This is a genomic window from Pseudonocardia endophytica (assembly GCF_004339565.1).
Classification (GTDB): domain Bacteria; phylum Actinomycetota; class Actinomycetes; order Mycobacteriales; family Pseudonocardiaceae; genus Pseudonocardia; species Pseudonocardia endophytica.
The window spans coordinates 1,337,080-1,360,154 of record NZ_SMFZ01000002.1 but is presented as its reverse complement, the minus strand read 5'-3'; the positions used below and the strand labels follow the sequence as shown (position 1 = coordinate 1,360,154).

General features: G+C 70.3%; 24 protein-coding genes and 3 pseudogenes. 12 read left to right on the top strand and 15 right to left on the bottom strand.

Annotated elements, in window-relative coordinates; all coding sequences use genetic code 11:
* Nucleotides 1-10: 10 nt before the first annotated feature.
* Entirely contained in the window at nt 11-643 is a 633-nt protein-coding gene (locus EV378_RS25235) for a GOLPH3/VPS74 family protein (protein ID WP_165922475.1), read from the bottom strand.
* Nucleotides 644-662: 19 nt separating this feature from the next.
* Nucleotides 663-1,260: pseudogene (locus tag EV378_RS25230) on the bottom strand (acyl-CoA desaturase); the annotation flags it as partial.
* Between the two features lie 248 nt (nt 1,261-1,508).
* Here EV378_RS25230 and EV378_RS25225 point away from each other — a divergent pair.
* Complete coding sequence (locus EV378_RS25225) at nt 1,509-2,489, top strand: TetR/AcrR family transcriptional regulator C-terminal domain-containing protein (RefSeq protein WP_243653760.1); 981 nt, start codon at nt 1,509-1,511, stop codon at nt 2,487-2,489.
* Nucleotides 2,490-2,688: 199 nt separating this feature from the next.
* Here the strand turns inward: EV378_RS25225 and EV378_RS25220 are convergent, their stop codons facing one another.
* On the bottom strand, nt 2,689-3,207 hold the full coding sequence (locus EV378_RS25220; protein WP_279389683.1) for a TetR/AcrR family transcriptional regulator: 519 nt from the start codon (nt 3,205-3,207) through the stop codon (nt 2,689-2,691).
* A 60-nt stretch (nt 3,208-3,267) separates the two neighbouring features.
* On the opposite strand from EV378_RS25220, the pseudogene EV378_RS36500 reads away from it, so the two are divergent.
* The 7 genes and pseudogenes from EV378_RS36500 to EV378_RS25185 all read left to right on the top strand — a co-directional run bounded on the left by EV378_RS36500 (nt 3,268) and on the right by EV378_RS25185 (nt 7,197).
* A pseudogene (locus EV378_RS36500) lies at nt 3,268-3,786 on the top strand (enoyl-CoA hydratase/isomerase family protein).
* Complete coding sequence (locus tag EV378_RS35540) at nt 3,698-3,916, top strand: hypothetical protein (protein WP_165922390.1); 219 nt, start codon at nt 3,698-3,700, stop codon at nt 3,914-3,916. The pseudogene EV378_RS36500 and the gene EV378_RS35540 overlap by 89 nt, the downstream one beginning before the upstream one ends.
* Nucleotides 3,917-4,103: 187 nt before the next feature.
* A complete protein-coding gene (locus EV378_RS25205; protein ID WP_132429893.1) occupies nt 4,104-4,544 on the top strand; it encodes an Hsp20/alpha crystallin family protein in 441 nt (146 codons plus the stop codon).
* Between the two features lie 61 nt (nt 4,545-4,605).
* Nucleotides 4,606-5,028: a hypothetical protein gene (locus EV378_RS25200; RefSeq protein WP_132429892.1), complete on the top strand. Its 423-nt coding sequence runs from the start codon at nt 4,606-4,608 to the stop codon at nt 5,026-5,028.
* A gap of 448 nt (nt 5,029-5,476) precedes the next feature.
* Nucleotides 5,477-5,881 carry a helix-turn-helix domain-containing protein gene (locus EV378_RS25195; protein WP_132429891.1) on the top strand — a complete coding sequence of 135 codons (405 nt, stop codon included), beginning with the start codon at nt 5,477-5,479 and terminating at the stop codon, nt 5,879-5,881.
* Nucleotides 5,882-5,998: 117 nt separating this feature from the next.
* Nucleotides 5,999-6,472 carry a hypothetical protein gene (locus tag EV378_RS25190; protein WP_132429890.1) on the top strand — a complete coding sequence of 158 codons (474 nt, stop codon included), beginning with the start codon at nt 5,999-6,001 and terminating at the stop codon, nt 6,470-6,472.
* Between the two features lie 332 nt (nt 6,473-6,804).
* Nucleotides 6,805-7,197 (top strand): CBS domain-containing protein, encoded by a 393-nt coding sequence (locus tag EV378_RS25185; protein WP_132429889.1) that lies wholly within the window; start codon nt 6,805-6,807, stop codon nt 7,195-7,197.
* Between the two features lie 351 nt (nt 7,198-7,548).
* Here the strand turns inward: EV378_RS25185 and EV378_RS37140 are convergent, their stop codons facing one another.
* Nucleotides 7,549-7,764 (bottom strand): hypothetical protein, encoded by a 216-nt coding sequence (locus EV378_RS37140; RefSeq protein ID WP_424511275.1) that lies wholly within the window; start codon nt 7,762-7,764, stop codon nt 7,549-7,551.
* Between the two features lie 256 nt (nt 7,765-8,020).
* On the opposite strand from EV378_RS37140, the gene EV378_RS25175 reads away from it, so the two are divergent.
* From EV378_RS25175 to EV378_RS25165, 3 genes are read left to right on the top strand one after another with little or no spacing between them, the layout of a single operon-like run.
* On the top strand, nt 8,021-8,509 hold the full coding sequence (locus tag EV378_RS25175; protein ID WP_165922472.1) for an STAS domain-containing protein: 489 nt from the start codon (nt 8,021-8,023) through the stop codon (nt 8,507-8,509).
* On the top strand, nt 8,506-8,793 hold the full coding sequence (locus EV378_RS25170) for a TraR/DksA C4-type zinc finger protein (RefSeq protein ID WP_132429886.1): 288 nt from the start codon (nt 8,506-8,508) through the stop codon (nt 8,791-8,793). Before EV378_RS25175 ends, EV378_RS25170 begins: the two co-directional genes overlap by 4 nt.
* Nucleotides 8,790-9,272, top strand: a complete 483-nt coding sequence (locus EV378_RS25165; RefSeq protein WP_132429885.1) for a hypothetical protein — start codon at nt 8,790-8,792, stop codon at nt 9,270-9,272. Before EV378_RS25170 ends, EV378_RS25165 begins: the two co-directional genes overlap by 4 nt.
* A 174-nt stretch (nt 9,273-9,446) precedes the next feature.
* Here the strand turns inward: EV378_RS25165 and EV378_RS25160 are convergent, their stop codons facing one another.
* Nucleotides 9,447-10,226 carry a GAF and ANTAR domain-containing protein gene (locus tag EV378_RS25160; protein WP_132429884.1) on the bottom strand — a complete coding sequence of 260 codons (780 nt, stop codon included), beginning with the start codon at nt 10,224-10,226 and terminating at the stop codon, nt 9,447-9,449.
* A gap of 94 nt (nt 10,227-10,320) precedes the next feature.
* On the bottom strand, nt 10,321-11,154 hold the full coding sequence (locus EV378_RS25155) for a GNAT family N-acetyltransferase (RefSeq protein ID WP_132429883.1): 834 nt from the start codon (nt 11,152-11,154) through the stop codon (nt 10,321-10,323).
* 234 nt (nt 11,155-11,388) lie between these two features.
* Here EV378_RS25155 and EV378_RS25150 point away from each other — a divergent pair.
* A pseudogene (locus tag EV378_RS25150) lies at nt 11,389-11,496 on the top strand (transposase family protein); the annotation flags it as partial.
* A gap of 248 nt (nt 11,497-11,744) precedes the next feature.
* On the opposite strand, the gene nrfD reads toward EV378_RS25150, so the two are convergent.
* The 9 genes from nrfD to EV378_RS25100 form a co-directional block, all read right to left on the bottom strand.
* Nucleotides 11,745-12,731 carry an NrfD/PsrC family molybdoenzyme membrane anchor subunit gene (gene nrfD, locus EV378_RS25145; RefSeq protein WP_243653759.1) on the bottom strand — a complete coding sequence of 329 codons (987 nt, stop codon included), beginning with the start codon at nt 12,729-12,731 and terminating at the stop codon, nt 11,745-11,747.
* Nucleotides 12,728-13,669, bottom strand: a complete 942-nt coding sequence (locus EV378_RS25140) for a 4Fe-4S dicluster domain-containing protein (RefSeq protein WP_132429882.1) — start codon at nt 13,667-13,669, stop codon at nt 12,728-12,730. The genes nrfD and EV378_RS25140 overlap by 4 nt, the downstream gene beginning before the upstream one ends.
* Entirely contained in the window at nt 13,670-16,870 is a 3,201-nt protein-coding gene (gene fdh, locus EV378_RS25135) for a formate dehydrogenase (protein WP_243653758.1), read from the bottom strand.
* 117 nt (nt 16,871-16,987) lie between these two features.
* A complete protein-coding gene (locus tag EV378_RS25125) occupies nt 16,988-17,362 on the bottom strand; it encodes a hypothetical protein (protein WP_207908863.1) in 375 nt (124 codons plus the stop codon).
* A 387-nt stretch (nt 17,363-17,749) separates the two neighbouring features.
* Nucleotides 17,750-19,477, bottom strand: coding sequence for a thiamine pyrophosphate-dependent enzyme (locus EV378_RS25120; RefSeq protein WP_132429879.1), 1,728 nt, complete (start codon nt 19,475-19,477; stop codon nt 17,750-17,752).
* A gap of 42 nt (nt 19,478-19,519) precedes the next feature.
* Nucleotides 19,520-19,927 (bottom strand): nuclear transport factor 2 family protein, encoded by a 408-nt coding sequence (locus EV378_RS25115; protein ID WP_132429878.1) that lies wholly within the window; start codon nt 19,925-19,927, stop codon nt 19,520-19,522.
* A complete protein-coding gene (locus EV378_RS25110; protein ID WP_132429877.1) occupies nt 19,927-20,955 on the bottom strand; it encodes an NAD-dependent formate dehydrogenase in 1,029 nt (342 codons plus the stop codon). The genes EV378_RS25115 and EV378_RS25110 overlap by 1 nt, the downstream gene beginning before the upstream one ends.
* A gap of 409 nt (nt 20,956-21,364) precedes the next feature.
* Entirely contained in the window at nt 21,365-21,958 is a 594-nt protein-coding gene (gene nadD / locus EV378_RS25105) for a nicotinate-nucleotide adenylyltransferase (RefSeq protein ID WP_132429876.1), read from the bottom strand.
* A 54-nt stretch (nt 21,959-22,012) separates the two neighbouring features.
* Entirely contained in the window at nt 22,013-23,056 is a 1,044-nt protein-coding gene (locus tag EV378_RS25100; RefSeq protein ID WP_132429875.1) for an LLM class flavin-dependent oxidoreductase, read from the bottom strand.
* Nucleotides 23,057-23,075: the final 19 nt, after the last annotated feature.

The following is a 23,075-nucleotide window of genomic DNA, read 5'->3' as shown; positions in this document are numbered from 1 at the left end:
TTCGGTCGGTTCAGCCCGAGGCGGCCATCGCGGCGATGGCGCCGCGCGTCCGGGCGACGGCCTTGCGCACCGCGGGACTGACGGACTGGCCTGCCGCGATCTCGTCCATACGCTTTCGGACGTGCCTGCGTTCGCCCGTGGGGAGCGCCCGACGCCACAACGTCGCGGCGTGCAGCACGCCGACCAGCGCCGCGGTGCGCTCACTCGGTTCGTGTCCATCGAGGACGGTCTCGGCGAGCCTGGTGCGGATCTCGGCCCTGGTAGAGGTGTCCCGTGCCGGGTAGCGGTGTGCCGGGATGATGCCGAGCAGGCGGGTTCGTTTCCGGTGGAGCACACCGCGTTCGACGAGGGCGCCGATGGCGCGGCCGGGTGCCCCGGTGCGTGTGCGGCGCAACAGTGTCGAGACCTTCACCCCGCCTCCCACCTCGGCGAGCACGGCGTCCAGGTGTCCGGACCCGGTCGGAGTCGCGTCCGCCACGGTGATGACGTCGCCGGCGCCGACGGTGATCCTCTGGGTGAGGGCCAGTTCGGCGATGGCCGCGCCGGCCACTGCCCAGTCGAGGCCCAGGCGGGTTCTGCCTCCGCCGGTGTCCTCGTCGAGGGCGATCAGGACGACTTCTTCGGCAACGGTGAGTGCGGGCACCGTGTTCTCCTCTCCCGAGTCATTCGCCGGCGCGCAACGGGGCGCCGGCGTCGTGGAGGTGGCGCAGGGCCTGCCGGTAGGAATCCACCAGGCTCGTTTCGTGGTAGGAGACGCCGATCTCGGCGCAGTACTGCCGCACCACCGGCGCCGCCCGGCGCAGGTTCGGCGAGGGCATGCTCGGGAAGAGGTGGTGCTCGATCTGGTGGTTCAGCCCACCGAGCACGGTGTCCACGAGCCGGCCGCCGCGCACGTTCCGGGAGGTCAGCACCTGCCTGCGCAGGAAGTCCGGCCGCTGGTCACCGCTGAGCACGGGCATTCCCTTGTGGTTGGGCGCGAAGATCGACCCCAGGTAGATCCCCCACAGGCCCTGGTGCGTGCAGGTTCCAGCCCTCGAGCGTGAGCAACGGGAAGAACAGGAATGCCTGCCACTTCCCGATCAAGCGAGGCAGCCAGCGGCTGGCCATGGCCTGATCCTTCGACCAGACCAGGATGTCCGGGGCGACGTCGGGATCGAGTTGCGTGTGGTTCCGATTCGCGTGGTGGCGGGTGTGCTTGTTCGTCCACCAGCCGTAGCTGATGCCGATCGCGAGGTTTCCGGCCAGCCGGCCCGCCAGTTCGCAGGCCCAGGCCGCGGATGCGGCGGGACAGCTGCGCGAAGTCGCCGGCGGTTCGCGGCGATGGAGGTGCGCTGGAATGCATGATCGCCTTACTCGTTGAGTACGTCGTATCGAACTACGCGTACACTGTCTCCGAGCCGACGAACACGTCAATACGAGCAGCTAAGGCGGCTGTAAGAAGTGCACTAGTCCGGCCCGATTGAACTAGTTCACTGACGTCGGCTCCGCGAATGGATCAGGAGGTGTGCATGTCGTCAGATGCCCGGCCGGAGCCGCTGTACCGGCGGATCGCCGAGGAACTCGCGGCCAGGATCCGGTCCGGCGAGCTGCAGCCAGGGGACCGGCTGCCGTCCATCCGCCAGATCGCCGACCGCTGGGAGATCGCGATCGCGACCGCGACCAGGGTGCTCGGCACACTGCGCGACGACGGACTGGCCGAAGCACAGGTCGGGTCGGGGACGGTGGTCAGCGCTGCCCCCGGAACTCCACGACCGTCCAGTCGAGCGAACGCGCCCGCCTCCCGGCTGCCGACGCGTCCGGTCAGGGGCGCCAAGCGGGCGCTCAGCCGCGACCACCTGCTGCGGACCGCGATCGCGGTCGCCGACGTCGAGGGCGCCGGGGCGGTGTCGATGCGACGGGTCGCCGCCGAACTCGGGGTAGGCCCGATGTCGCTCTATCGCCACATCGCGAACAAGGACGACCTGGTCATGCAGATGGCCGACCTCGTCTTCGGGGACGCGGAACTACCCTGTCCGGGACCCGCCGGCTGGCGGGCCAAGCTCGAACTGGTCGCGCGACGGCAGTGGGCGCTGTTCTGGCGGCACCTGTGGCTGGCCAAGGCGGTCTCGTTCACGCGGCCCTCGCTCGCCCCGAACATGATGGAGCACACCGAGTGGACTCTGCGGGCGCTCGACGGTCTCGGCCTGTCGCTGCGGACGCGGATGCAGGAAGCGATGGCGCTGCACTCACTCGTGCTCAACGTCGCGCTGTCCACGGCCGACGAGGTCGAGGCCGAGCAGGAGACCGGAGTGACGCTGGCCCGGTGGTTGCAGGCGCAGCGGGAGCGGACCGAGGAACTGTTCGCCAGCGGGCGCTTCCCCCTGTTGGCGAAGGTGCACCAGGAAATCACGCCGGACCTCGACGAACTGTTCGAGTACAGCCTCGCCCGGCACCTGGACGGGTTCGCCGTCATGGCGGTGGACGAAGAGGCCGGATTCAACCGCCGTTGACACCGGGACCGGGTGCGAGCTCCTGGAGATGCGCGCACGGATCTGCTGCGAGATCGGCCATCGGCTCTCTCTGAACCGCGCCCCCATCATCGTGGAGACTGATGCTGATCGGGTCTCCGTCGAGCACGTCGCCACTGTGGGGCGACGGTCGAGTGACTGAATAGTGGGCACCACAGATGACGGCAAGGGCGTAGCGCGCTCACGTTGCCCGGACCAGCGGAAGGAATACGTCGTCGACGATTCCGGCGACGGCCTCGGCCGACATCGGCTCCCTACTGAGGAGGTATTCGCTCCTCAGGAGATCGATCGGCAGCCGGACGACCCGGGCGGGCCACTCCCGTGGCGGAACCTCGCCCCGCTCCAGGCCCCGCCGCAGGATCGTCCTGGTGATCTCGTGCACCCGTGAGCCCGCCAGGTGCGTGCGCACGTCGTCGAAGAGGTCGGGGTCGTCGTAGGTGTCGGCGATGAGCCCCCGCACAGCTCCGTCGGGCAGCAGCTCCAGGATGTCGAGGATCCGCCCCAGAAAGATCATCAGGTCCGTGCGCACGGATCCGGTGTCGGGCGCCTCGACGGTGACAGAGAAGCGCTTGAGGGCGACGAGAACCAGCTCGGGTTGACTGCGCCAGCGGCGATACACGACGGGCTTACTGGCGCCGGCCCGCGCTGCAATGCCACTCATCGTGGCCTTGTTGTAGCCCGCTCGCGTAGCTCCCCCCAGGTGCTTACCGGGTCAGGGAAGGATTTCTTCACCGGGCCGAGAGATCCGGCCGGCTCGCTGATGTGGCAGCGCGACGCCGGCCTGGGGGTGATCGACGCTGGCCGCCAAGTAGCACGCAGGCTGGTCTGGGACCTGCTCGATGTCGAGATCCCCGTCGTCGCCGCACTGAGGAGCGAGGCAGCCACTTCGGGGGCCACCATCGCGCTGTCCTGCGACGCGGTGTTCATGGCAGACACTGCGACCCTCCGCGACCCCCACGTGCAGATCGGAGTTGTCGCAGGCGACGGTGCGGCGGCCATCTGACCGCTGGCGATGGGACCTGCGCTCGCCAAACGCTACCTGCCCGCCGGCGACCCGATCACCGCGTACGAGGCCGCTCGGATCGGGATCGTGACCCACGTGTGCACCGACGACACCCTCCTGTCCGAGGCGACCGCCTTCGCCGATCGTCTCGCCGAGGGACCGCCCCCTTGCGATCCGTGGCACCAAGATGACCGTCAACAAGGTCATCAAGGACGCGATCGGGGGCGCGTTCGAGCAAGGCCTCGGCTACGAGATGCCGACGTTCATGAGCGATGACATGGTCGAAGAGCTCACCGCGGCCCGCCAAGAGGGCCCTGGTCGTTCCCGCCGGCGACCCGCAGCGGCGCCACCGAGGCGGATCACCGTTTGCCTGTTGACATCAGAAAAACTACGTCGCACACTATAGATATTCCGAGGTGCCTGTGGGGCAGGTCACCCACACCGCGCGGTGGCTCGGCCCTCGCACACATCGGTAGTTGAACAACTCGATGGCGGCGCCCGGTCGGGTGCCGGAACAACGACAGGCGTGCTCACCCTGGGTGGACTGCCCGCGACACCGTCCCGGGGTGAGCTGGGGAAGGGAGTGACCTGTGATGTTGATGCGGACTGATCCGCTGCGGGAGTTCGATCGGCTGGCCCAGCAGGCCTTCTCCTCGGCGGGGACGTGGTCGCGGCCGGCGGCGATGCCGATGGACGCGTGGCGCCACGGCGACGAGTTCGTGGTCGAGTTCGACCTGCCGGGGGTGGATCCGTCGGCGGTGGAGCTCTCGGTGGAGCGCAACACGCTGACCGTGCGGGCCGAGCGCCGGCCCACCCACCACGAGGACGGCACCGAGACCATCGCGTCCGAGCGTCCGCTCGGGGTGTACTCGCGGCAGCTGTTCCTCGGCGACTCGCTGGACACCGACAACATCGGCGCCTCCTACGACGCCGGGGTGCTGACCGTGCGGATCCCGGTCGCGGAGAAGGCCAAACCGCGCACGATCTCGATCCAGTCCAGCCCGGCCGCCGACCACAAGGCGATCAACGTCTAGAACGGCCGCCCAACCGGCACACGCGTCCGGCGACCGTCCGCGTCTCGGGAGGTGAGCAGCCATGTCGGCAATCGGATACCACATCGCACCCACCGACGCCGCACCCACCGACGCCGCAGCCGGCGGGACCGCACGCACGGCGGTCCCCGATCGGGAGCGGCGGCACACCACGATCGGACTGGCCGAGCTGGTCTGCGCGGACCCGCAGTGGCTGCACCGCGAGTTCGCCGAGCTGATCGCGGCCAACTACCCGCCATCGGCGGCCGCCCCGGCCCGCACCGGCCCGCCCGGCGGCCCGAGCGTGGCCACCCACCGGCCGCGGCCGACCCGCAATCGGCTCGGCGGGCCACAGGCGCCGCGGCCCGGCCCTCGAACCCGGCACGGCCGCGACCCCGCCCCGGCAGACGGCCGCGCCCGGCAACGCAGCCCTCCGAACCGCCACACCCGCCGGCGTCACCGGGTCGACGAGTCTCGACCCGGGTGACCCCACTACGACACACGACGATGATCGGGATCCGCGAGGTCCCGCGGGGAGGTGATCGAATACCGACACGAACCGATCCGGGCTTCTCTCATCTCTGTCCGCGGCCCCGGCCGGCTCTTTCGTGGCCGGGGCCGCACCCCAGGAGCTTCAGGGACGGGTTGACAACATCTGCAGCGCGCGCTTCAATTTCGAGCGCACTCGGAAGATGTCGACAAGCGCCACCGGGACGGCGCCCCGATCGACCCACTGCGGGAGGTGATCGCCTGCGAACCATCGACAACAGTGATCATCCACCAGCACGTTGATGCGCCAGCGGGGCCCGGCCGACAGTTGCCGGGCCCCGCTTCGCATATCACGACCCGCCCGCCCGTCCGAACACGGCGCGGAAGACGCTGAGGCCGCGACACCACCGAGCCGATCACCGAGAGCGGCGCGCAGGAGGCAAGTGATGGGTGTGTCCCGCCTCGATGACGAGGACTACCCGGCGCTCACGATGGGCCAAGCCGCGGAACTGCTCGGTGTGCAGCCGGCGTTCCTGCGCAGTCTCGACACAGCCGGCGTGCTCGCCCCGCACCGCTCCACCGGCGGACACCGCCGCTACAGCCGTCGTCAGCTCGAGATCGCCACCCGGATGCGGGAACTGTTCGACCAGGGACTGTCCCTCGATGCCGCCACCCGGATCCTGAACCTCCAAGACCAGCTCGACGACGCCCACGCCCGCATCACCGAACTCGAGCACCCCACCACCGACCCCGACCACAACCCCGATACCCGTCCCGATCCCGACCCCGCCCGCGAGCCCGCTCCCCACACCCATCGGGGAGCCGAATCCGGGCGACGAGCCGACACCTGAACTCCGTTGCCCGGCTCGAGCCGCCGTGGCCGACGCCCGAACAGCCGGCCACACCGGGCAACAGCCCGATCAGGAAGAGGGCGCGGCCGGGCTCGCCCTCACCAGGGAGGTTTCGCGATGAGCCTGACCAACATCTGGATCCAGACCCGGGCCGACGGCCTCGTGCGCGCTGACCAGGTCAGCGGGATCGAGGCCCACCGGACACCGGCCCTGGCCGGCAAACCCTCACGCTGGCTGCTCGATATCGTCCTGCCCGCCGTGACCGGCAGCGGCACCGCCACCGCTGGCGAGGGCCCCGCCTGGGCGCTCGGCCCGACACATCGCACCATGATCCAAACCCCGGACGACCCCGGCGACGCCCCAACCGCGCTCGCCCGACTCCTCGCCCAGCTCGACCCCGTCCACGCCGCCGGCGTCATCACCGCCGCGATCGCCAGCCCGCCTGCCAGGGCCAGCGACTCCCCACCCGGAGACCCCCACCGCGATCGAGACGCGACCGCCGTAGCCACGACCAGCCGGATCCGCTTCCAATTCCACCCGTTCCCACACCCACCCACAGCCAGCCACGACACCGAAGCCCACTACCTGTAAACCACGACCACCCCCATCGTGGCGCGACGGCACGGCACTGTCGTTCTCCCGTCGTTCCACACATGGAGAAGTAGATCGGGATGTGGGGCAACAGCAATGATGTCCGTGGATATCTGGCAGTGCGGTTGATCGATGAGCGCGACGCTGCTGTGCGGGTGGAGGCGCGCAGCAACAGCGAACCCCGCCCGGTAGCGTTTTCCGGCGCAGCTGTCGGGTAGCCCAGACGTGCTCAAGACGGTGTCAAGCAAGGGCCTCCGTCACACGCACCGCTCGACGGCCGCGGGTAACGCGGCCGCCGGAGAGGAGCATCGTTGACAACAGCACGCAAGATCATGCAGCCGACCGCCGAATGCGTCCGCACAACCGACACCGCCGGTCAGGCCGCCCGGCGGATGACCGAACTGGGGGTCGGCGCCCTGCCGATCTGCGGCCCTGACGACAAGATCAAGGGTGTGGTCACCGACCGCGACCTGGTCCGCAAGGTATTCGGGCAGGGCCGGGACTCGTCGTTCCCGGCCGGTGACCTCAATCAGGCCGAAGCCGTCACGATCGGCGCGGACGATTCAGCCGAGGACGTACTGGCCACGATGACCGATCATCGGATCCGTCGGCTGCCCGTCATCGACAACGGGCGACTCGTCGGCATGGTGGCACTGTCCGACGTCGCACGCTCGCTGTCGAACCCGCAGGTCGGTGAGCTGGTCGAAGCACTCAGCGCGGACTGACGTCTCGGGGCCGGGCCGGGATTTCCCGGCCCGGCCTGCCAGCCAAGAAGGCGCTCCGGGAACGCAGGCACTCGAGATCAACCAGTGCGATCACGGTGACCACGGCCAGCGCCCAGGGGAACCACGCCAAAGCCGGTCGTACCGCGACCACCACCCCGACCACGCACACCACGAGGCCGAAGCCGGCCAGCAGCGCGCAGTGTGAGTGCGCTACGCTCGGGTTTCGCACCTCCGACGCCGGCTGTCGGGTCGTGGTTCGGGCACGGGCCTCAGATGATCACTCCCGGCTTCCGGGGCCGAGCGGTGAGCACAACCGACGTCCAGGGCGCGGACCGGGGCACGAGTAGCGGGCTACTCAGGCGCCCTGCTTGGGCGGCGCCCCGCCACGGCGGTGTCGGCGCAGTGCCGGCAGCAGAAGAAGCGACCGGCGGCGTGCACGCCGTGCCCGATCATTCGGCAACCACAGTGCTCGCAGGTCGGAGCCATCCGATGGATGGCGCACTCGAAATCGACGGTGAGCTCGTCCGCGACCTGGACCAGGCCACTCCACCCGCCTCCCGTTGGCACTTCGTCGGCCGTTGACGCTGCAGTGCCGGCCCAGGCGTTGTGATCCGCCGGCACAGATCCGCCGGGCTGGGCTCGACGCCCGTGATATCAGCCGGGTACGGTCACTGTCGGCGCGGTGTGATGGCTGCTCATGCAGCCGGACGGTGCAAGGCGGACATCGACGCGCCGGTCAGCAGCCAGAGGTTCACCCACGAGTCCCGGCTTCCCGTCGACGCATGGCGACACCCGTGCGTCCGGATCCGAAGGACCCGACGTGATGACCACGCCGCCGCACGACGCGATGCGCACGCCACCGGATCGGCCTTTTACCGTCGTCGCGCCGGCTCCGGACGCGGCACGCGCCGCGGGCAAGCCGGACGACGATGACGCGCCGCCGGGGAGCGGTGTGCGCGTCCGGATCACTCGCACGCGGCCGGACGTCACGGTTGTCACCCTCGCCGGGGACCTGGACATCGCCACCGCCGACGTCGCCGCCACCGCGCTCGCCGACACCGTCATCGCCGGCGCGGGTGGATGGATCGTGCTCGACCTCAACCACGTGAGCGTCCTGTCCGCACACGGGCTCGCCGTCATCCTCGCCTCCCGTGACCATGCCCGCCACCACGGCGGAACGGTGGTCCTCGTCGTCGACCAGGCCGCGCCCGCGTCCCGGACCCTGCGGTTCCTGCACCCCGCCAACGCGCCGGCCACCTACCCGACACTGACCACCGCGCTCACCGCGCTCACCGGCCCGGAGCCGGAATGACCGCCGCATCCGGAGACGCGGACGACCCGCGCGAGTTCACCCGCCACCGCGACGACGTGATCGCGGCCCTCGGCCGGCTCGCCGAGGGCACCTTCGCCCGCTGCGACATCTGCGGAGTACAGATCTCCGACCGGCGGCTACGCCTCGCGCCCGCCGCTGACCGCTGCGAACAGCACCTGCTCGACCGTGCACCCCAGACACCCGCAGAACCCGACACGCACGCAGATCCCACCGACCAGCCCGACGGCGCCGCGAGGCACGACGAGGACGGTGACCGGCCATGACCGCGACCTCGAATAGTGGGCCCGCCACCGGCGACGAACCATGGTGGGACGCCGGGCTGCGACTCGAGAGCCTGCGAGTCGGTCTATCGCCCAGCCCGGCGAGCGAACACCCCGACCCCGACCCCGACCAACCTGAGCACGACCGGGTCGAGCAGGAGCTGGGCGGGTGGGAGCGGCATCTGGGCGAGCTGCTCGCGCCGTTTGTGGCGTGGCTGGCGACCCAGGGCCTCGACGAACCCGAGCGGCGGCGCCACCGCGACGCCGCCGAGCGGTTCCTGCGCTGGAGCTACACCGACCCCGGCCCAGTCGAGAGCCGGCGCCGCCGCTACGAAGACCACCTCGGCGGCCACGACCCCGGCCACCTCGCCGACGCCCGCGCAGGGTTGGGGTGGTGGACCGACCACCGTCAGATTCTCGCCCGCACTCAGATGGCCGACCGCAACGGCCACCAACCGCACTTTCCGCACAAGCAGCGCTAGCCGGCGCAACGACCGAGCGGACAGTGGGTGGCCGGTCGTACGGCGGGTACCCCGGGCGTACGGGGGCCGGTCGCCCGGGCGAGCGGCCCGCGTAGGCCCCGGGTGTTCACCAGCGCAGCGCGCGGGGCCGCCCCACACCGATCCCGGCCCGCTCCCACGCCGGTCGCCGGGCGCTCACCGAGTAGGTGGGCCGGCCCGGCCCCGGGGGGCCTCGTCGAGCAGCCAGGCGGCCACATCACGGAGCTTCAGGTTCGTCTCCTGCGAGCTGCGCACCAGCATCGCGAAGGCCTGCTCCTCGGACAGAGTGAACCGCTCGATCAGGATGCCCTTCGCCTGACCGATCACGTCCCGGGTCCGCAACGCCTCGCTCAACCCGGCCGCCCGCTGAGCGCCGTGCAGCGCGAGCGCCGCGTGCGAGGCGAACAGCGCCCCCGTGTCCAGCGAGGACTCGTCGAACGCGCCCGCGCGCCCCGCGTAGAGGTTCAACGCACCCGCCGTGCCGTCGTCGCGGGTGAACAGCTGAAATGAGCACATCGTGGCCACCCCACGCGCGATCGCGGTCGGCGCGAACCGCGGCCACTGGTCGGCGCCGGCGGCCGCCATGTCCTCGATCAGGACCCGGTGCTCATGGCGGATCGAGTCCCGACACGGGCCTTCCCCGAGCTCGTTCTGCAACTCGTCCAGCTCGGCGACAATCCCGTCAGTGGGGGCCCGAGAGGAGACCGTGCCGTCCGGCTCGATCAACGAGATTCCCGCCCGGTCCACGTGCGGGATCGACGCGACCGCCCCCGCCACGATCAACTGCAGGATGTCCTCGACAACGTCGTCACCGCTGTCCCGGCGCGACAGCAGATCCCGGGCGGCGGCGTCGAGAACCCGCGCCAGCTGCGCCCCGACCCGCTGATCGCTGGTCTGCCCGGCCTGGCTGCTCACACGCTCGTCTCGGCCACTCATCGCCGCAACAACCTAGTCGCCAGCCACCGGCCCACACCATCCGCCACGAACTGCATGATGGCCCAGGCCGATAGCGCTGTCCGATCTGAGCGGGTCACGGCGTCAGCGTGTTGGTGATCCGGCCAGTTGTGTCGGGGTCGGCGCGGAAACGGGCCAGAACCTCGCGCAGCTTCTGCTCGCCGGCCTGCCCGGCGGGATAGGGACGCGCCTCGATGAGGACCTGGGCCCAGTACTCCGGGTCGTCGACGTCGTTGGTGCGCAGCGCGGCTTGGACGTCCTTGACCGACGCCATGGCCAGCGAGGTGCGTTGCGTGGCGCCGGCCGGGCCCGGCGCCACACTCGCGGGGCCGGGCACTCCGGGCTGGTCGGTACCGCCGCGACCGCTCCCACCCGCGCAACCGGCTACACCGATCACCGAGGCCAGCAAGAGCGCGAGGGCGGCATGGCGAGAACGGCGACTGAAGCAGGACACAGTCTGGCCTACCCGTCTGATTCGCCAGCTACACGAGGCCGCTGACATGCTCGGGTCAGTGATGCTCGCGGCGTCGCCGGTCGGGGTCGCGGTCAGATCCAGCACCGCGGTGGAGGTCGACCCGGCAGCCTCGGTCTGCACGTGCCCGAACCGGCGCAGCAGCGCGGGCACGGCGGGGTTCTCGCTCAGGTACTCGGCCCGCGGGGCCGTGATTCCCTCCTCGCGGGCGCGCCGACACAACACCCGCATCAGCTCCCGGCCGACCCCGCGGCGCTGCCAGGCGTCGAGCACGACGATTACCAGCTCGGCGCAGCCCGGGCCGGCAGTGTCGCGGATGTAGCGGGCGATGACCACCCCGTCCCCGGATCCCACGGTGACCGCCCCGAGCGCCTCGTGGTCGCGGTGATCGACCGCGGTGAAATAGCGCACCTGCCGTTCCGAGAGCTGTGGGAGCACCGTGAAGCACCGCTGGTAGGCGCTGGTCGCGGACCATCATGCTCACCGGCGACGCCCACGACCAAGCCCGAGCAGCACACGTAGGCGGCGCCGAACGACACCGATCCCCTATCCACCACACGCCAGGCACGGGCACACGTGAACTCGCCCCGCGCCGAGACGGCGAACTCGTCCACGACCGCGACTGTGAGCCTTTGCCAACCTGGTGGACGGGCAGGTCAAGGGCATGTGGACAAGCTGCCTGCCGGCCGCCAGGCCCTGCTCGTGGTCGCCTACCTGCGTAAGGGCGAGACCTACGCCGACCTGGCCTGCGGCTTCCGCATCGGGACCCCGACCGTCTACAACGGCCTCGACACCGGCATCTCGACCGGTACCGCCGCTGCCGTGTGCGCACCCGACGAAGGACGAGCTCGTCACCACCCGGATCCGGCAGAACTCCCTCGGCACCATCGCGGCATCCGAGCGCCTTTGGCGACCCGGCCGAGGTCAGCGATGTGCGCAGCGCGATCCACACCTGTAACCGGAAACGACGGTATGAGACCGAGGTGCCGACGATCGACGAGCTGCTGGGCTGAGCCGCGGCCCACGATTCACGCTCGGCAGCCGGACACCGACGTACCGCCACTCTCAGCGAGCCGGGTGCGCTGGGGCACCACGGTGTAGGCGGGGTCGCGGGCCGAGGCCATCCCGGCCTCGAACACACCGTAGCGGGTGGCTGCGGCGGACGCGTTGAGCAGCAGCCCCCCGAGCGCGCCGGCGATTCGGCCGCGGCGCCCTCGAAGCAGGCCGGACGCCGTGGCCGCGAGACCGCCGAGCGCCGTGCCGGCACGTGCGGCCCGCAGGACCGTCCCGGCCCGGCCGGTCCGGTACGCGCGGGCGGAGTAGCCGATCCGGCGTTCCAACATCTCGGACACGGCCAGCTCGGCAACCGCACCGGCGACCGCCACTCGACGGGCCGGACGGACCTCGCGGTCGGGCAGCCCGGCCAGGAGCCCGACTCCGCCGCCGGAGGCGAGGGCGCTGGCGGCGAACAGGTACGGCAGCTCGCGGTGCGCGTCGTGCCAGGCGGGGACCGCCGTGTCGGAGAGCAGAACTGCGGTGTAGGTCGTCAGGGCAGGCCCCAGAAGCCCGGCTCCTGCGCCGGTGAACCGGGCGACACCGGGAAGCAGCCCGGTCACCTCGGACGCGGCCGTCGCTCCGGCCAGCGCACCGAACGGTGCCAGGATCCACGAGCCCACCGACAGCGGTGAGGTCGGTTTGATCACCCGCATCATGTTCAGGAAGCGTTCCGAACGGCCGAGGTCGTGGATCAGGAACACGACGCTGGCCACGGCGCCGCCCGCGGATGCAAGCCGACCGACCCGGCGCAGCGCGGGACGCCCCGACACCGAGCCCAGCTCGCCCAGCATCGCCGTCACACCGGCCATTCCACCGAGGTAGAGGTAGCCGGGTACGTCGGGCACCTTCCACACCGGCGGTTTGATGATCGGCCGGTCGTAGTAGGACCGAAACTCGGCCTCGGGCACCATCAGCCGCTCGCCGCGGCCGCCGCGACGGCGCTTCTCCCGCGCGCTCACCGCCGCGCTCCCAGGAACGCGACCGCGACCGCTGCGCCGGCGGTGAGCGCCGCGGCGGCCGCGTGTCGCCACATCGACGGCAGGTCCCGCGTCGTGACGACCGGATCGGGTGGCAGGCCGTAGACCTCCGGCTCGTCGAGCAGCAGGAAAAACGCTCCGTCCCCGCCGACGCCGTCGTTGTCGTCGTGACCGTAGAGCCGGGCTTCCCCGACGCCACTGCCGTGCAGCTCATCCAGGCGGGCGTTCGCGCGTTCGCGCAGCTCGTCGAGAGGCCCGAACTGGATGGACTCGGTGGGACACGCGGTCGCGCAGGCCGGCATGAGACCTTCGCCGAGGCGGTCGTGGCACATCGTGCACTTGAACGCGCGCCCGTCACCCTGGCGCTGGTCGATCACGCCGTACGGGCAGGCCGGGATGCAGTAGCCGCAGCCGTTGCAGATGTCCTGCTGCACCAGGACGGTGCCGTGCTCGGTGCGGATCAGGGCGCCGGTCGGGCAGACGTCCAGGCAGGCGGCGTGCGTGCAGTGCTTGCAGACGTCGCTGGACATCAGCCAGCGCACCTCGGTCGCGTCGGCACGGTCCACACCGGACTCGACGGCGCCGGGCAGATCCATCGCCGGCATGCCGAGGTCGACCTGCGGCGACTGCCGGGCGGGCACCCGCTGCTCGACGAACGCGACGTGCCGGTACGTGGACCCGCCCAGCCCACCGGTGTTGTCGTAGCTCATGCCGGTCAGGCTCAGCACGTCATCGCCGGGACGCTCTGTGCCCGCACCGTCGGCGGGTAGCGCGTTCCACTCCTTGCAGGCCACCTCGCACGCCTTGCATCCGATGCAGACGCTCGTGTCGGTGAAGAACCCGACCCGCGGTGGATGATCAGCGGCGTAGCCGGCGTCCGCGCTCGGGTCGGCGAGCGGGCCGGACCACGAGTTGGGCATTCAGTCCTCCAGACCGGCGCGACGCCGGTAGTCGGCCAGGTAGTCCACGAGCGACGGCCCGTGCGGGCGTCGCCCGGGGCGGATGTCGCACGTCGCGGCCTTGGTCTCCATGATGTGCACGTTCGGGTCCAACGCCACCGACAAGAGCTCGTTCGCAGCGTCCCCTGTGGACAGACCGTTCGGGCCCCAGTGCCACGGAACGCCGATCTGGTGGATCGTCCGCCCCCCGGCGCGCAGCGGCTTCGCGCGCTCGGTGACCAGCACCCGTCCCTCGACGGCCGAGCGCGCGGACACGACATGCCCCCACTGCCCGTTCTGCAGGCCACGCTCGCTCGCCAGCTCGGGCGAGACCTCGAGGAACATCTCCGGCTGCAGCTCGTTGAGGTGCGGCGTCCAGCGGCTCATCCCGCCCGCAGTGTGGTGCTCGGTGACCCGGAACGTGGTGAACACGTACGGGAACACGTCCGCACCCGGGGAGCCCGGGCCGGGGTTGTAGCGGTTGCCCGTCGCATCGATCTCCTGGCGCGCGGGGTTCGCACGGTGCGACGGGTACAGCAGGTTGTCCACAGGGGACTCCTGCGGTTCGTAGTGCGTCGGCATCGGACCGTCCGCCAGACCGGCCGGCGCGAACAGCCACGCTCGCCCGTCGGCCTGCATGATGAACGGCTCGTCGCCTCCGAGCGCCTCCTCGGCCCTGGCGCCCGCCGGCGGACGGTATCCCGGTGCAGTCGAGGCCGGGAAGTCCGCAACATCGTCTCCGGCCCAGCGTTCGCCGTCCCACCACAGGAGGCGCTTGCGGTCGCTCCACGGGTTGCCGTCCGGATCGGCAGAGGCCCGGTTGTAGAGGATCCGCCGGTTCATTGGCCATGCCCAGCCCCACTCCGCGGCGATCAGATCCTGCTCCGCGCCCGGCCTGCGGCGGGCCGACTGGTTGACCTCGTCGGCATAGACGCCGCAGTAGATCCAGCAGCCCGACGACGTCGAGCCGTCGTTTCGCAGGGCCGTGTAGCCGGGTAGGGCGTTTCCGTCCGCGTCGACACCGTTGATCTCCCGCAGCACGGCGTCGGCGCTCGGGTCGCCGTGACCGTCGACCGGGTAGTCCCAGGTCAGGTCCTGCATCGGGCGATCGCGAGGATCGGCCGAGCCTGCCAGACGCTGCTTCAGCCGCCGGCCGAGCTCGTAGTAGAACCACAGGTCCGACGTGGCGTCACCGGGCGGCTCGACGGCCTTGTGGTGCCACTGCAGCAGCCGCTGGGTGTTCGTGAACGTGCCGTCCTTCTCGGTGTGGTTCGCGGCCGGCAGGAAGAACACCTCGGTGCCGATGTCCTCGGTCACCATCTCGCCGGTCTCGATCTCCGGCCCGTCCTTCCAGAACGTCGCCGTCTCGATCATGCTGAAGTCACGCACGACCAGCCATTCCAGGTTCGCCAGGCCTGCCCGCTGCATCCGGGAGTTGGCCGTGCCGACGGCCGGATTCTCACCGATCACGAAGTAGCCCGGCACGTTCCCACGCGCCTGCCCGGCGACCGTGTGGAAACTCGAGTGGTCGCCGTCGAGACGCGGCAGATGGTCGAAACAGAAGTCGTTGTCCACCGTCGCCGCATCGCCGAACCAGGCCTTGAGCAGGCTGACCAGGTAGGCGTCCATGTGCCCCCAGTAGCCCTTCTCACCGGCGTTGGAGTCCACGAACGACTCCAGGTCCTGATCACGGTGCGCGTGCGGCATCGGGATGTAGCCGGGCAGCAGGTCGAACAGCGTCGGGATGTCGGTGGAGCCCTGGATGCTCGCGTGCCCGCGCAGCGCCAGGATCCCGCCGCCCGGGCGCCCGATGTTGCCCAGCAACGCCTGCAGGATCGACGCCGCCCGGATGTACTGCACGCCGACCGTGTGGTGGGTCCAACCGACCGCGTAGCAGAACGCGGACGTGCGCTCCCGCCCCGAGTTCGACGTCAGCGCGGCGGCCATCTGAACGAACGTCGCCTCAGGGATGCCACACACATCGGCCACCACCTCCGGCGTGTAGCGGGCGTAGTGGCGCCGGAGCTGCTGGAACACGCAGCGAGGGTCGGTCAGCGTGTCGTCGCGGTGCGGGACGGGATCCGTCGGGGCGCCACCGGCCCCGGCGATCTCGCCGCGTTCGTGGTGTGGTGGCTCGTCGCGTGCGCCTGCGGCCGCCTCGACGTCAGAGTTCTCGTACTGCCAGCTTGTCGTGTCGTAGGCGCCGATCTCCGGGTCGAAGCCGGAGAACAGGCCGTCGAGTTCCTCGGTATCGGCGAAGTCCTCACGCAGGATCATCGGCGCGTTCGTGTAGGCCCGCACGTACTCCTCGAAGTACGCGCCGTTCTCCAGAACGTGGTGGATCAGCCCGCCGAGCAGGGCGATGTCGGTGCCCGCCCGGATCGGGACGTGCAGGTCCGCGACGGCCGACGTGCGCGTGTACCGCGGATCGACGTGGATCACGGTGGCGCCACGGCGCTTGGCCTCCATCACCCACTGGAACCCGACGGGATGGGCCTCGGCCATGTTCGAGCCCTGGATGACGATGCAGTCGGAGTTGACCAGGTCCTGCTGGTAGTTGGTGGCGCCGCCACGGCCGAACGAGGTCCCCAGACCGGGGACGGTAGAGGAGTGTCAAATGCGGGCCTGGTTCTCCACCTGGATCGCGCCGAGGGCGGTGTAGAGCTTCTTCATGAGGTAGTTCTCCTCGTTGTCGAGGGTCGCCCCTCCGAGGCTCGCGATGCCCATGGTGCGTCGCAGGTGCCGTCCATCCGGGTCGGTGTCCTGCCAGGTCTTGCGTCGGGTTTCCAGGACCCGGTCGACGATCATGTCGACGGCGGTGTCCAGGTCCAGGTCCTCCCACTCGGTGCCATGGGGCCTGCGGTACCGGACCGTCGTGACCCGGGACGGCGACGTCACCAGTGACAGCGACGAGGACCCTTTCGGGCACAACCGCCCCCGGCTGATCGGGGAGTCCGGGTCTCCCTCGATCTGGGTGACTCTCCCGCCCTCCGTGTACACATTCTGGCCACACCCGACCGCGCAGAACGGGCAGACCGACTTCGTGACGCCATCGGCGTTACGGGTGCGGGCCCGCCACCGCTCGGTTTCCGACGAACGGGACGCCGTCCCGCGCCCGAGCGGGTCGCCACCGGTCAACTGTCGATAGACCGGCCACGACTCGATCCAGGTCCTCATGTTCACGGTCACGTTTTCCCGCCGGCCCCCTCACCAAACAAGACAGCACTCTCACGAACCAGCCCACCCGAGGTGGGATACGCGCGGATCCACCGCCCCGCGGCCGCCGTCGACCACAATCGGTCAGGATGAGCCGGAGACCTCGTGCGGCCGAGCCGCATGTCCGGTGCTCCCGCGGGTCCGGCGACGCTCCTTGGTCTCGGCTTCCATCACGTGGCGGCGTCCGCCGACCAGCGCGTCTCGCACCGCGCGGTCCATGTCGCGAAACGCTTGGTAGTAGCCGTCGTCGTACTCCTCGACGACCTGGAACGACCATCGGCCGGCGATCACGTTCAGCCCGATCAGCTCTTCCGAGATCCGGGCGGCCACGTCGGGCCGTCCAGCCCGGGTGAGCCCGTCGACGATGCCGTCGAGGATCTCGTCGGCGTAGCCGGTCAGCTGGTGGAACGCGTACAGGTGCCCGCGGGCACGCTCGATCAACTCCACAGCCTCGTTCATCTTGCCCACCGTCGCGACAGCGTCGTCGGAGACACCGTCCGGGCGAAGGTGGAGCGGGTCCGGCTCATCGGCTGCTTGCATATCGTCGGTCACGGCAGAGGACTTCCCCCCGCACAGACCCGATAACCGACGTGTGACTACACGTGTGCGGGCCGGCCGGCGCCACCGTCGCGTTGCTCGGTTGTCGAGGTCGGGGCGGCAGCTGCCGGGTCCAGCCCGCTCAGGCACGTGGTTGCCGTTTCTGAGAATCATCTCGGGAACGCGGCGATATGAGGCTTATCGTCACCCAGGGTAGCCCGCCGGCCCACGACAAGCCCACGTGATGGGTAGCCGCGACTCACGCCGAGGTGCACCCGCCGCGTTGCACCGTTCCCGACGTGATTCCGGTCAGGAGCCGCCGCGTGACGTGAGAGTCTCGTCCATCTTCGCGACCGCGAAGCCCCAGGCCTGGGACACGGAGGTTCTCGGCGGCAAGGAGATCTCGTCGGCGTTCACGACGACGTCGAGCAGCGACGGCCCATCGTGGGCCAGCGCCTCGACGACCGCGTCGTCGACGTCGCCGGGCTTCTCCACTCGCAGCGCGTGCAGACCGCACGCACGGGCCACCGCGGCCAGGTCCGGGTTCGCGAGCTCGGTGCCGTGCTCGGGCAGCCCGCCCTGCTCCTGTTCCAGCTTCACCATGCCGAGCCGGGAGTTGTCGAACACCACGACCGTCACCGGCAGCCGGTGGGCGACCGCGGTGATCAGCTCGCCGAGCAGCATCGTCAGGCCGCCGTCGCCCGCGCAAGCGACGACCTGGCGCGTGCGGTCGGTCGCGGACACTCCGAGAGCCTGGGGCAACGCGTTCGCCATCGAGCCGAGGTTGTAGGAGCCGAGCAGCCGGCGGGTCCCGCGGAACGTGACGAACCGGGACAGCCAGACCGTCGGCATCCCGGTGTCGGTGGTGAACACCGCGTCGTCGGCGGCGTGCCGGTCCAGGGCGTCGGCCAGCTGCTCGGGGCGGATCGCGTGGTCCGGGTTGTCGAACAGACGCCGCAGCCGCCCCGTGGCCTTGCGGTCGTGGTCCGGGTCGGCCAAGGCCTCCTGCCGCCCGGCCCAGCTCGTGTACCGCTCACGCGACGACTCCAGATGCGCCCGGTCGGTGGGCCCGGCGAGCAGCGGCTGCAGCGCGGCCAGCGTGGCGGCGGCGTCGCCGACGAGCCCGAGATCGACGTGCGTGCGCCGCCCGATGTGCGCGCCGTCGGCGTCGATCTGGATCACCGTCTTGCCCGACGGCAGCCACTCCGGATAGGGGAAGTCGGTACCGACCATGAGCAGCGTGTCGCAGTGCTCCAGCGCGTACTGCGCCGCCGGGTTCCCGATCAACCCGGACTGGCCGACCTGGTACGGGTTGTCCCGCTCCAGGCCCTCTTTCGCCTTGAGCGACAGCACCACCGGCGCGGCCAGCTCCTCGGCGGCGGCCAGCAGCTCGTCGCGGGCCTCCCGCGCACCGATACCAGCCAGCATCGTCACCTTCCGCCCGTTCAGCGCATCGGCGGCGCGTTGAACCAGCGACGGCGCCGGGGTACCCGGCGGGTACTGCTCGACGAACCGCAGGTCGGCCGCGTCGCCGGGGACCTCCGCGCCACCGACGTCGCCCGGGATGGTCAGCACGGCCACACCACGCCGGGCGTAGGCCGTGTTCACGGCCAGCTCCAGCAGAGATGGCAGCTGCTCCGGGGTCATCACGGTCTGGGCGAACACGGCGACGTCGCTGAACAGACGATCGTTGTCGACCTCCTGGAAGTAGTCCGAACCGATCTCCGCGCGCGGGACCTGCCCGCAGATCGCCAGCACCGGTGTGTGCGACTTCTTCGCGTCGTAGAGGCCGTTGAGCAGGTGCACCGAGCCGGGGCCGACGGTGCCGGCGCACACGCCGATCCGGTCGGTGACCTGGGACTGGGCACCGGCGGCGAACGCGCCGGCCTCCTCGTGACGGACACCGATCCACTCGATGCGGTCCTCGCGGCGGATCGAGTCGGTGACCGGGTTCAGGGCGTCACCGACGACGCCCCAGACGGTGGACACGCCGTGGTCGGCCAGGGCCGAGACGAGCAGCGAGGCGACAGTGGGCATGGGTGGGGAACCTCCAGGGACCGGGTTCTGTGGGCGATCGACCTAGCTGCGGACGAACGTCCCGCCGGTGACCGCGACGGTGTCGTAGTAGACGCGCAGAGCGGTGACGGCGTCGGCGGACGGGTCGATCTCCAGCACGGTCACACCGCGGTAGGTCGTCGGGTGGCCACCGGCGGGGACGATGTCGCTGTCCCACTCGAGAGCCACCTCTCGGTCGTTCTCGACGGCGTTGCGGAACGTGGTCGAGACCCGCTCGAACTGGTCGCGGTACTCGCGCCAGAACGCCTCGACGTCGGTGCGCTCCGCGCGGCCGTCGAGCCGCCACACGGTCGCCCCGTCGGCGAACTGGGCGACCAGCCCGGACGGGTTCCCGTCCTGCTCGAAGCTGCGCAGCGCGGCGACGAACTCCCGTGCCCGCGGGGTGTCGATGTGGTTGTCCTCGTGCTCCATCAGCTCTCCCCCTCCGGGGACGGCGCCGCGACGACGTAGTCCTCGGGGATCGGTTCGCCGGCCAGGTGGGCACCGACGATCTCGTGCACGCCCGCGACGATCCGGCGCTGCGCCTCGACGGTCATACCGGAGTAGTGGATCGTCATCGCGTGCCGCGGCATGTCCCGCCACGGGTGGTCGGCCGGAGCGGGCTGCGGGTACCACGTATCGCCCGCGTAGCCGGCCAGGTGCCCGGACTCGCACGCCTTCCGGACCGCGTCCGCGTCGGCGATCGCGCCGCGCGCAGTGTTCACCAGCCACGACCCGGGCTTCATCGCTTCCAGCCGCTCGGCGTCGAACAGCGCGCCGGAGCCGGGATTCAACGGCAGCGCCGCGCAGATCACGTCGGACTCGGCGACCAGGTCGTCGAGGCGCGCGTACCTGACGCCGAGCGTCGCCTCGTCGGCCGGGCTGCGGCGGTGGTTCGCGTAGTACAGCGTCGTCACGTCGAACGGCTTGAGACGCAGCGCCGTGCGGGCGCCGATCGCGCCGAGGCCCACGAGCCCGACGGTCTTGCCCTCCAGGTCGTGCGCCTCCTGAGCGGCGTCCGCGACGTCCCACCGGCCGTCGAGGACCTGCTGGTGGGCGGGAACGAAGTTGCGCACCAACGCCAGGATCTGCAGCACGTTGTGCTCCGCCACACTCACCACGTTCGAGTCGGTGACCTCGGCGACCGTGATGCCGTGCTCGGTGGCCGCGGAGGTGTCGATGTGGTCGGACCCGATGCCCGCGGTGATCACGAGCTTCAGGTTCTTCGCATTCTCGATGCGCTCGCGGCCCAGGTAGAGCGGCCAGAACGGCGTGGTCACGACGACCTCGGCGTCGGCCAGGTGCTCGTCCAGCCCATCGCCGGTGTCGCTCGTGCTGGCCATCTCGTGGCCGTCGGCCTCGAGCCGCTCGGCCAGGTCCAGCCCGCGTGCGGTGCTGGCCGCGACGTCGGGATGGCGGTCGGGGTTGTCGTCCGGGTAGAGGACGGCGACGACCTTCACGTCGGATCTCCTCCAGGGGTTCGGGTTCTCGGACGGCTACCCGCATACGACACCGTCATGCGGCCAGGCCGGCACCGATGTCGATGGACTCGCCCAGGTGTCGAGGCGCTGAGCGGGTAGCTCCGGCCATGGCTCCTCCCGGGAACGCAACGGTCGGCCTACTCGTCATCGGCGGCGGACCGGCTGCTCACAACGCGGCAACCGCCTACGCCGAGCACCTCTCCGTCCCGGTACAAACCATCTATTAGTGGCGTAAGAAGGGATACGGCCCGCCTGGTCGACGGGCCAACGTGGCCGATCGGCGGGCCGTCGCCGACGTCCGGAAGACGCATGTGTTCCGACGACCGGGGTCCGGTCTGGTATGTACCTTGCTTGTACCCAGCGATCATGGGCGGTCGAGAGCCGCAGGTCAGGGCCCTGTTTCCCGGTAGAGATTCCGCTTGGAGATGTACTGCACGACGCCGTCCGGGACCAGATACCAGACCGGGTGCCCGGCGGCGACGCGCTCGCGGCAGTCGCTCGACGAGATCGCCATCGCCGGCACCTCGACGAGCGACACGGCGCCGTCGGGCAGGTGGTCGTCCTCCAGCTCGTAACCGGGGCGCGTGACGCCGACGAAGTGCGCGTGCCGGAACATCTCGTCGAGCCGCTTCCACGACAGGATCGCCTGCAGCGCATCCGCTCCGGTGATGAAGAACAGCTGGTCGTCTGGCATCGCGGCGTGCAGGTCGGCGAGCGTGTCCGCGGTGTAGGTCGGGCCCGCACGGTCGATGTCGACCCGGCTCACCGAGAACCGCGGGTTCGACGCCGTCGCGACGACCGTCATCAGGTAGCGGTCCTCGGCGGGCGACACCTCGCGGCTGGACTTCTGCCACGGCTGACCGGTCGGAACGAAGATCACCTCGTCCAGGGCGAACCGGTCCGCGACCTCGCTGGCCGCGACGAGGTGTCCGTGATGGACGGGATCGAACGTCCCGCCCATCACGCCGATCTTGCGCTGCATCGGCGCAGACTATGCGCTGCCCCGATCGGTCGGCGAGCCTGCAGGACCCGCCGGTCAGGCGAACTGCGGCATGATCCTCTCGGCGATCAGCCGCAGCTGGTCGTCGACCGAGGCGATGCCCGGGATGTCACGACCCATGAACGTCTTCACCAGGGTCGCGTCGGTGATCGCGCAGATCATGTGGTTCGCGCCGCCCGCCTTGATCTCCTGGATCTTCGCGACGCACTCCTCCGGCGTGCCGGCGATCGAGAGCTTGTCGGCGAGCTCGTCGGACGTCGCGTCGATCGAGCCGGCCAGGTCGCCCCCGAGGAACTTGTCCATGACCGGCTTCATCTCGCCGGGCGAGACGCCGTTGCGCTCCAGCAGCGACTCCGGCATCGCCGAGGCGTACAGACCGACCATCGACTTGGCCGCCTCCTTGGCGACGGCCGAGTCCTCGCCGACGGCGAACACGCACCAGGCGGCGAGATCCAGGTCGTCGACGTTCTTCCCGGCCTTCTCCGCGCCGATCTTCACGTTGTCGTACATGTACTGGTACGCCTCGCGGGTGTAGCCCAGCGCGTGGTGACAGCCGTCGGAGACCTCGCCGGCCACCTGGAACGACCGCGGCCCGGCCATCGAGCCGATCTTCACCGGCACCCGCCCCGCCGGCCGGGCGAACGTGAACAGCCCGTTGTAGGTGAAGAACTCGCCGTCGAGCGTGATCGCGCCCTCGTCGAGCAGGGTACGGACGACGTGTGCGCCCTCCTTCACCCGAGACAGCGGCTTCTGGGTGGTCCAGTCCATGCCGTACTGCGCGAGCAGGCCGAAGTTGCCCGAGCCGAGCACGACCTCGGCACGGCCGTTCGTGAGCTCGTCGAGCGTCGCGGTGGCTTGCGCGACCAGAGACGGCTCGCGCAGCACCACACCGGACACGCTCGGACCCATCCGGATGTTCGTGGTCTTGTCCGCGGCCGCGGCGAACAGCAGCCAGAGGTCCTTGTGCCACGTCTCGTCCGCGGCGTAGACGGCGTGGAAGCCGAGCTGGTCGGCGAGCTGGATCGACGCCAGCGACTCGGTCAGCGGGTAGTCGGGGAGCATGACGTAGCTGAACTTCACGGGGCACTCCTTGCGCGTG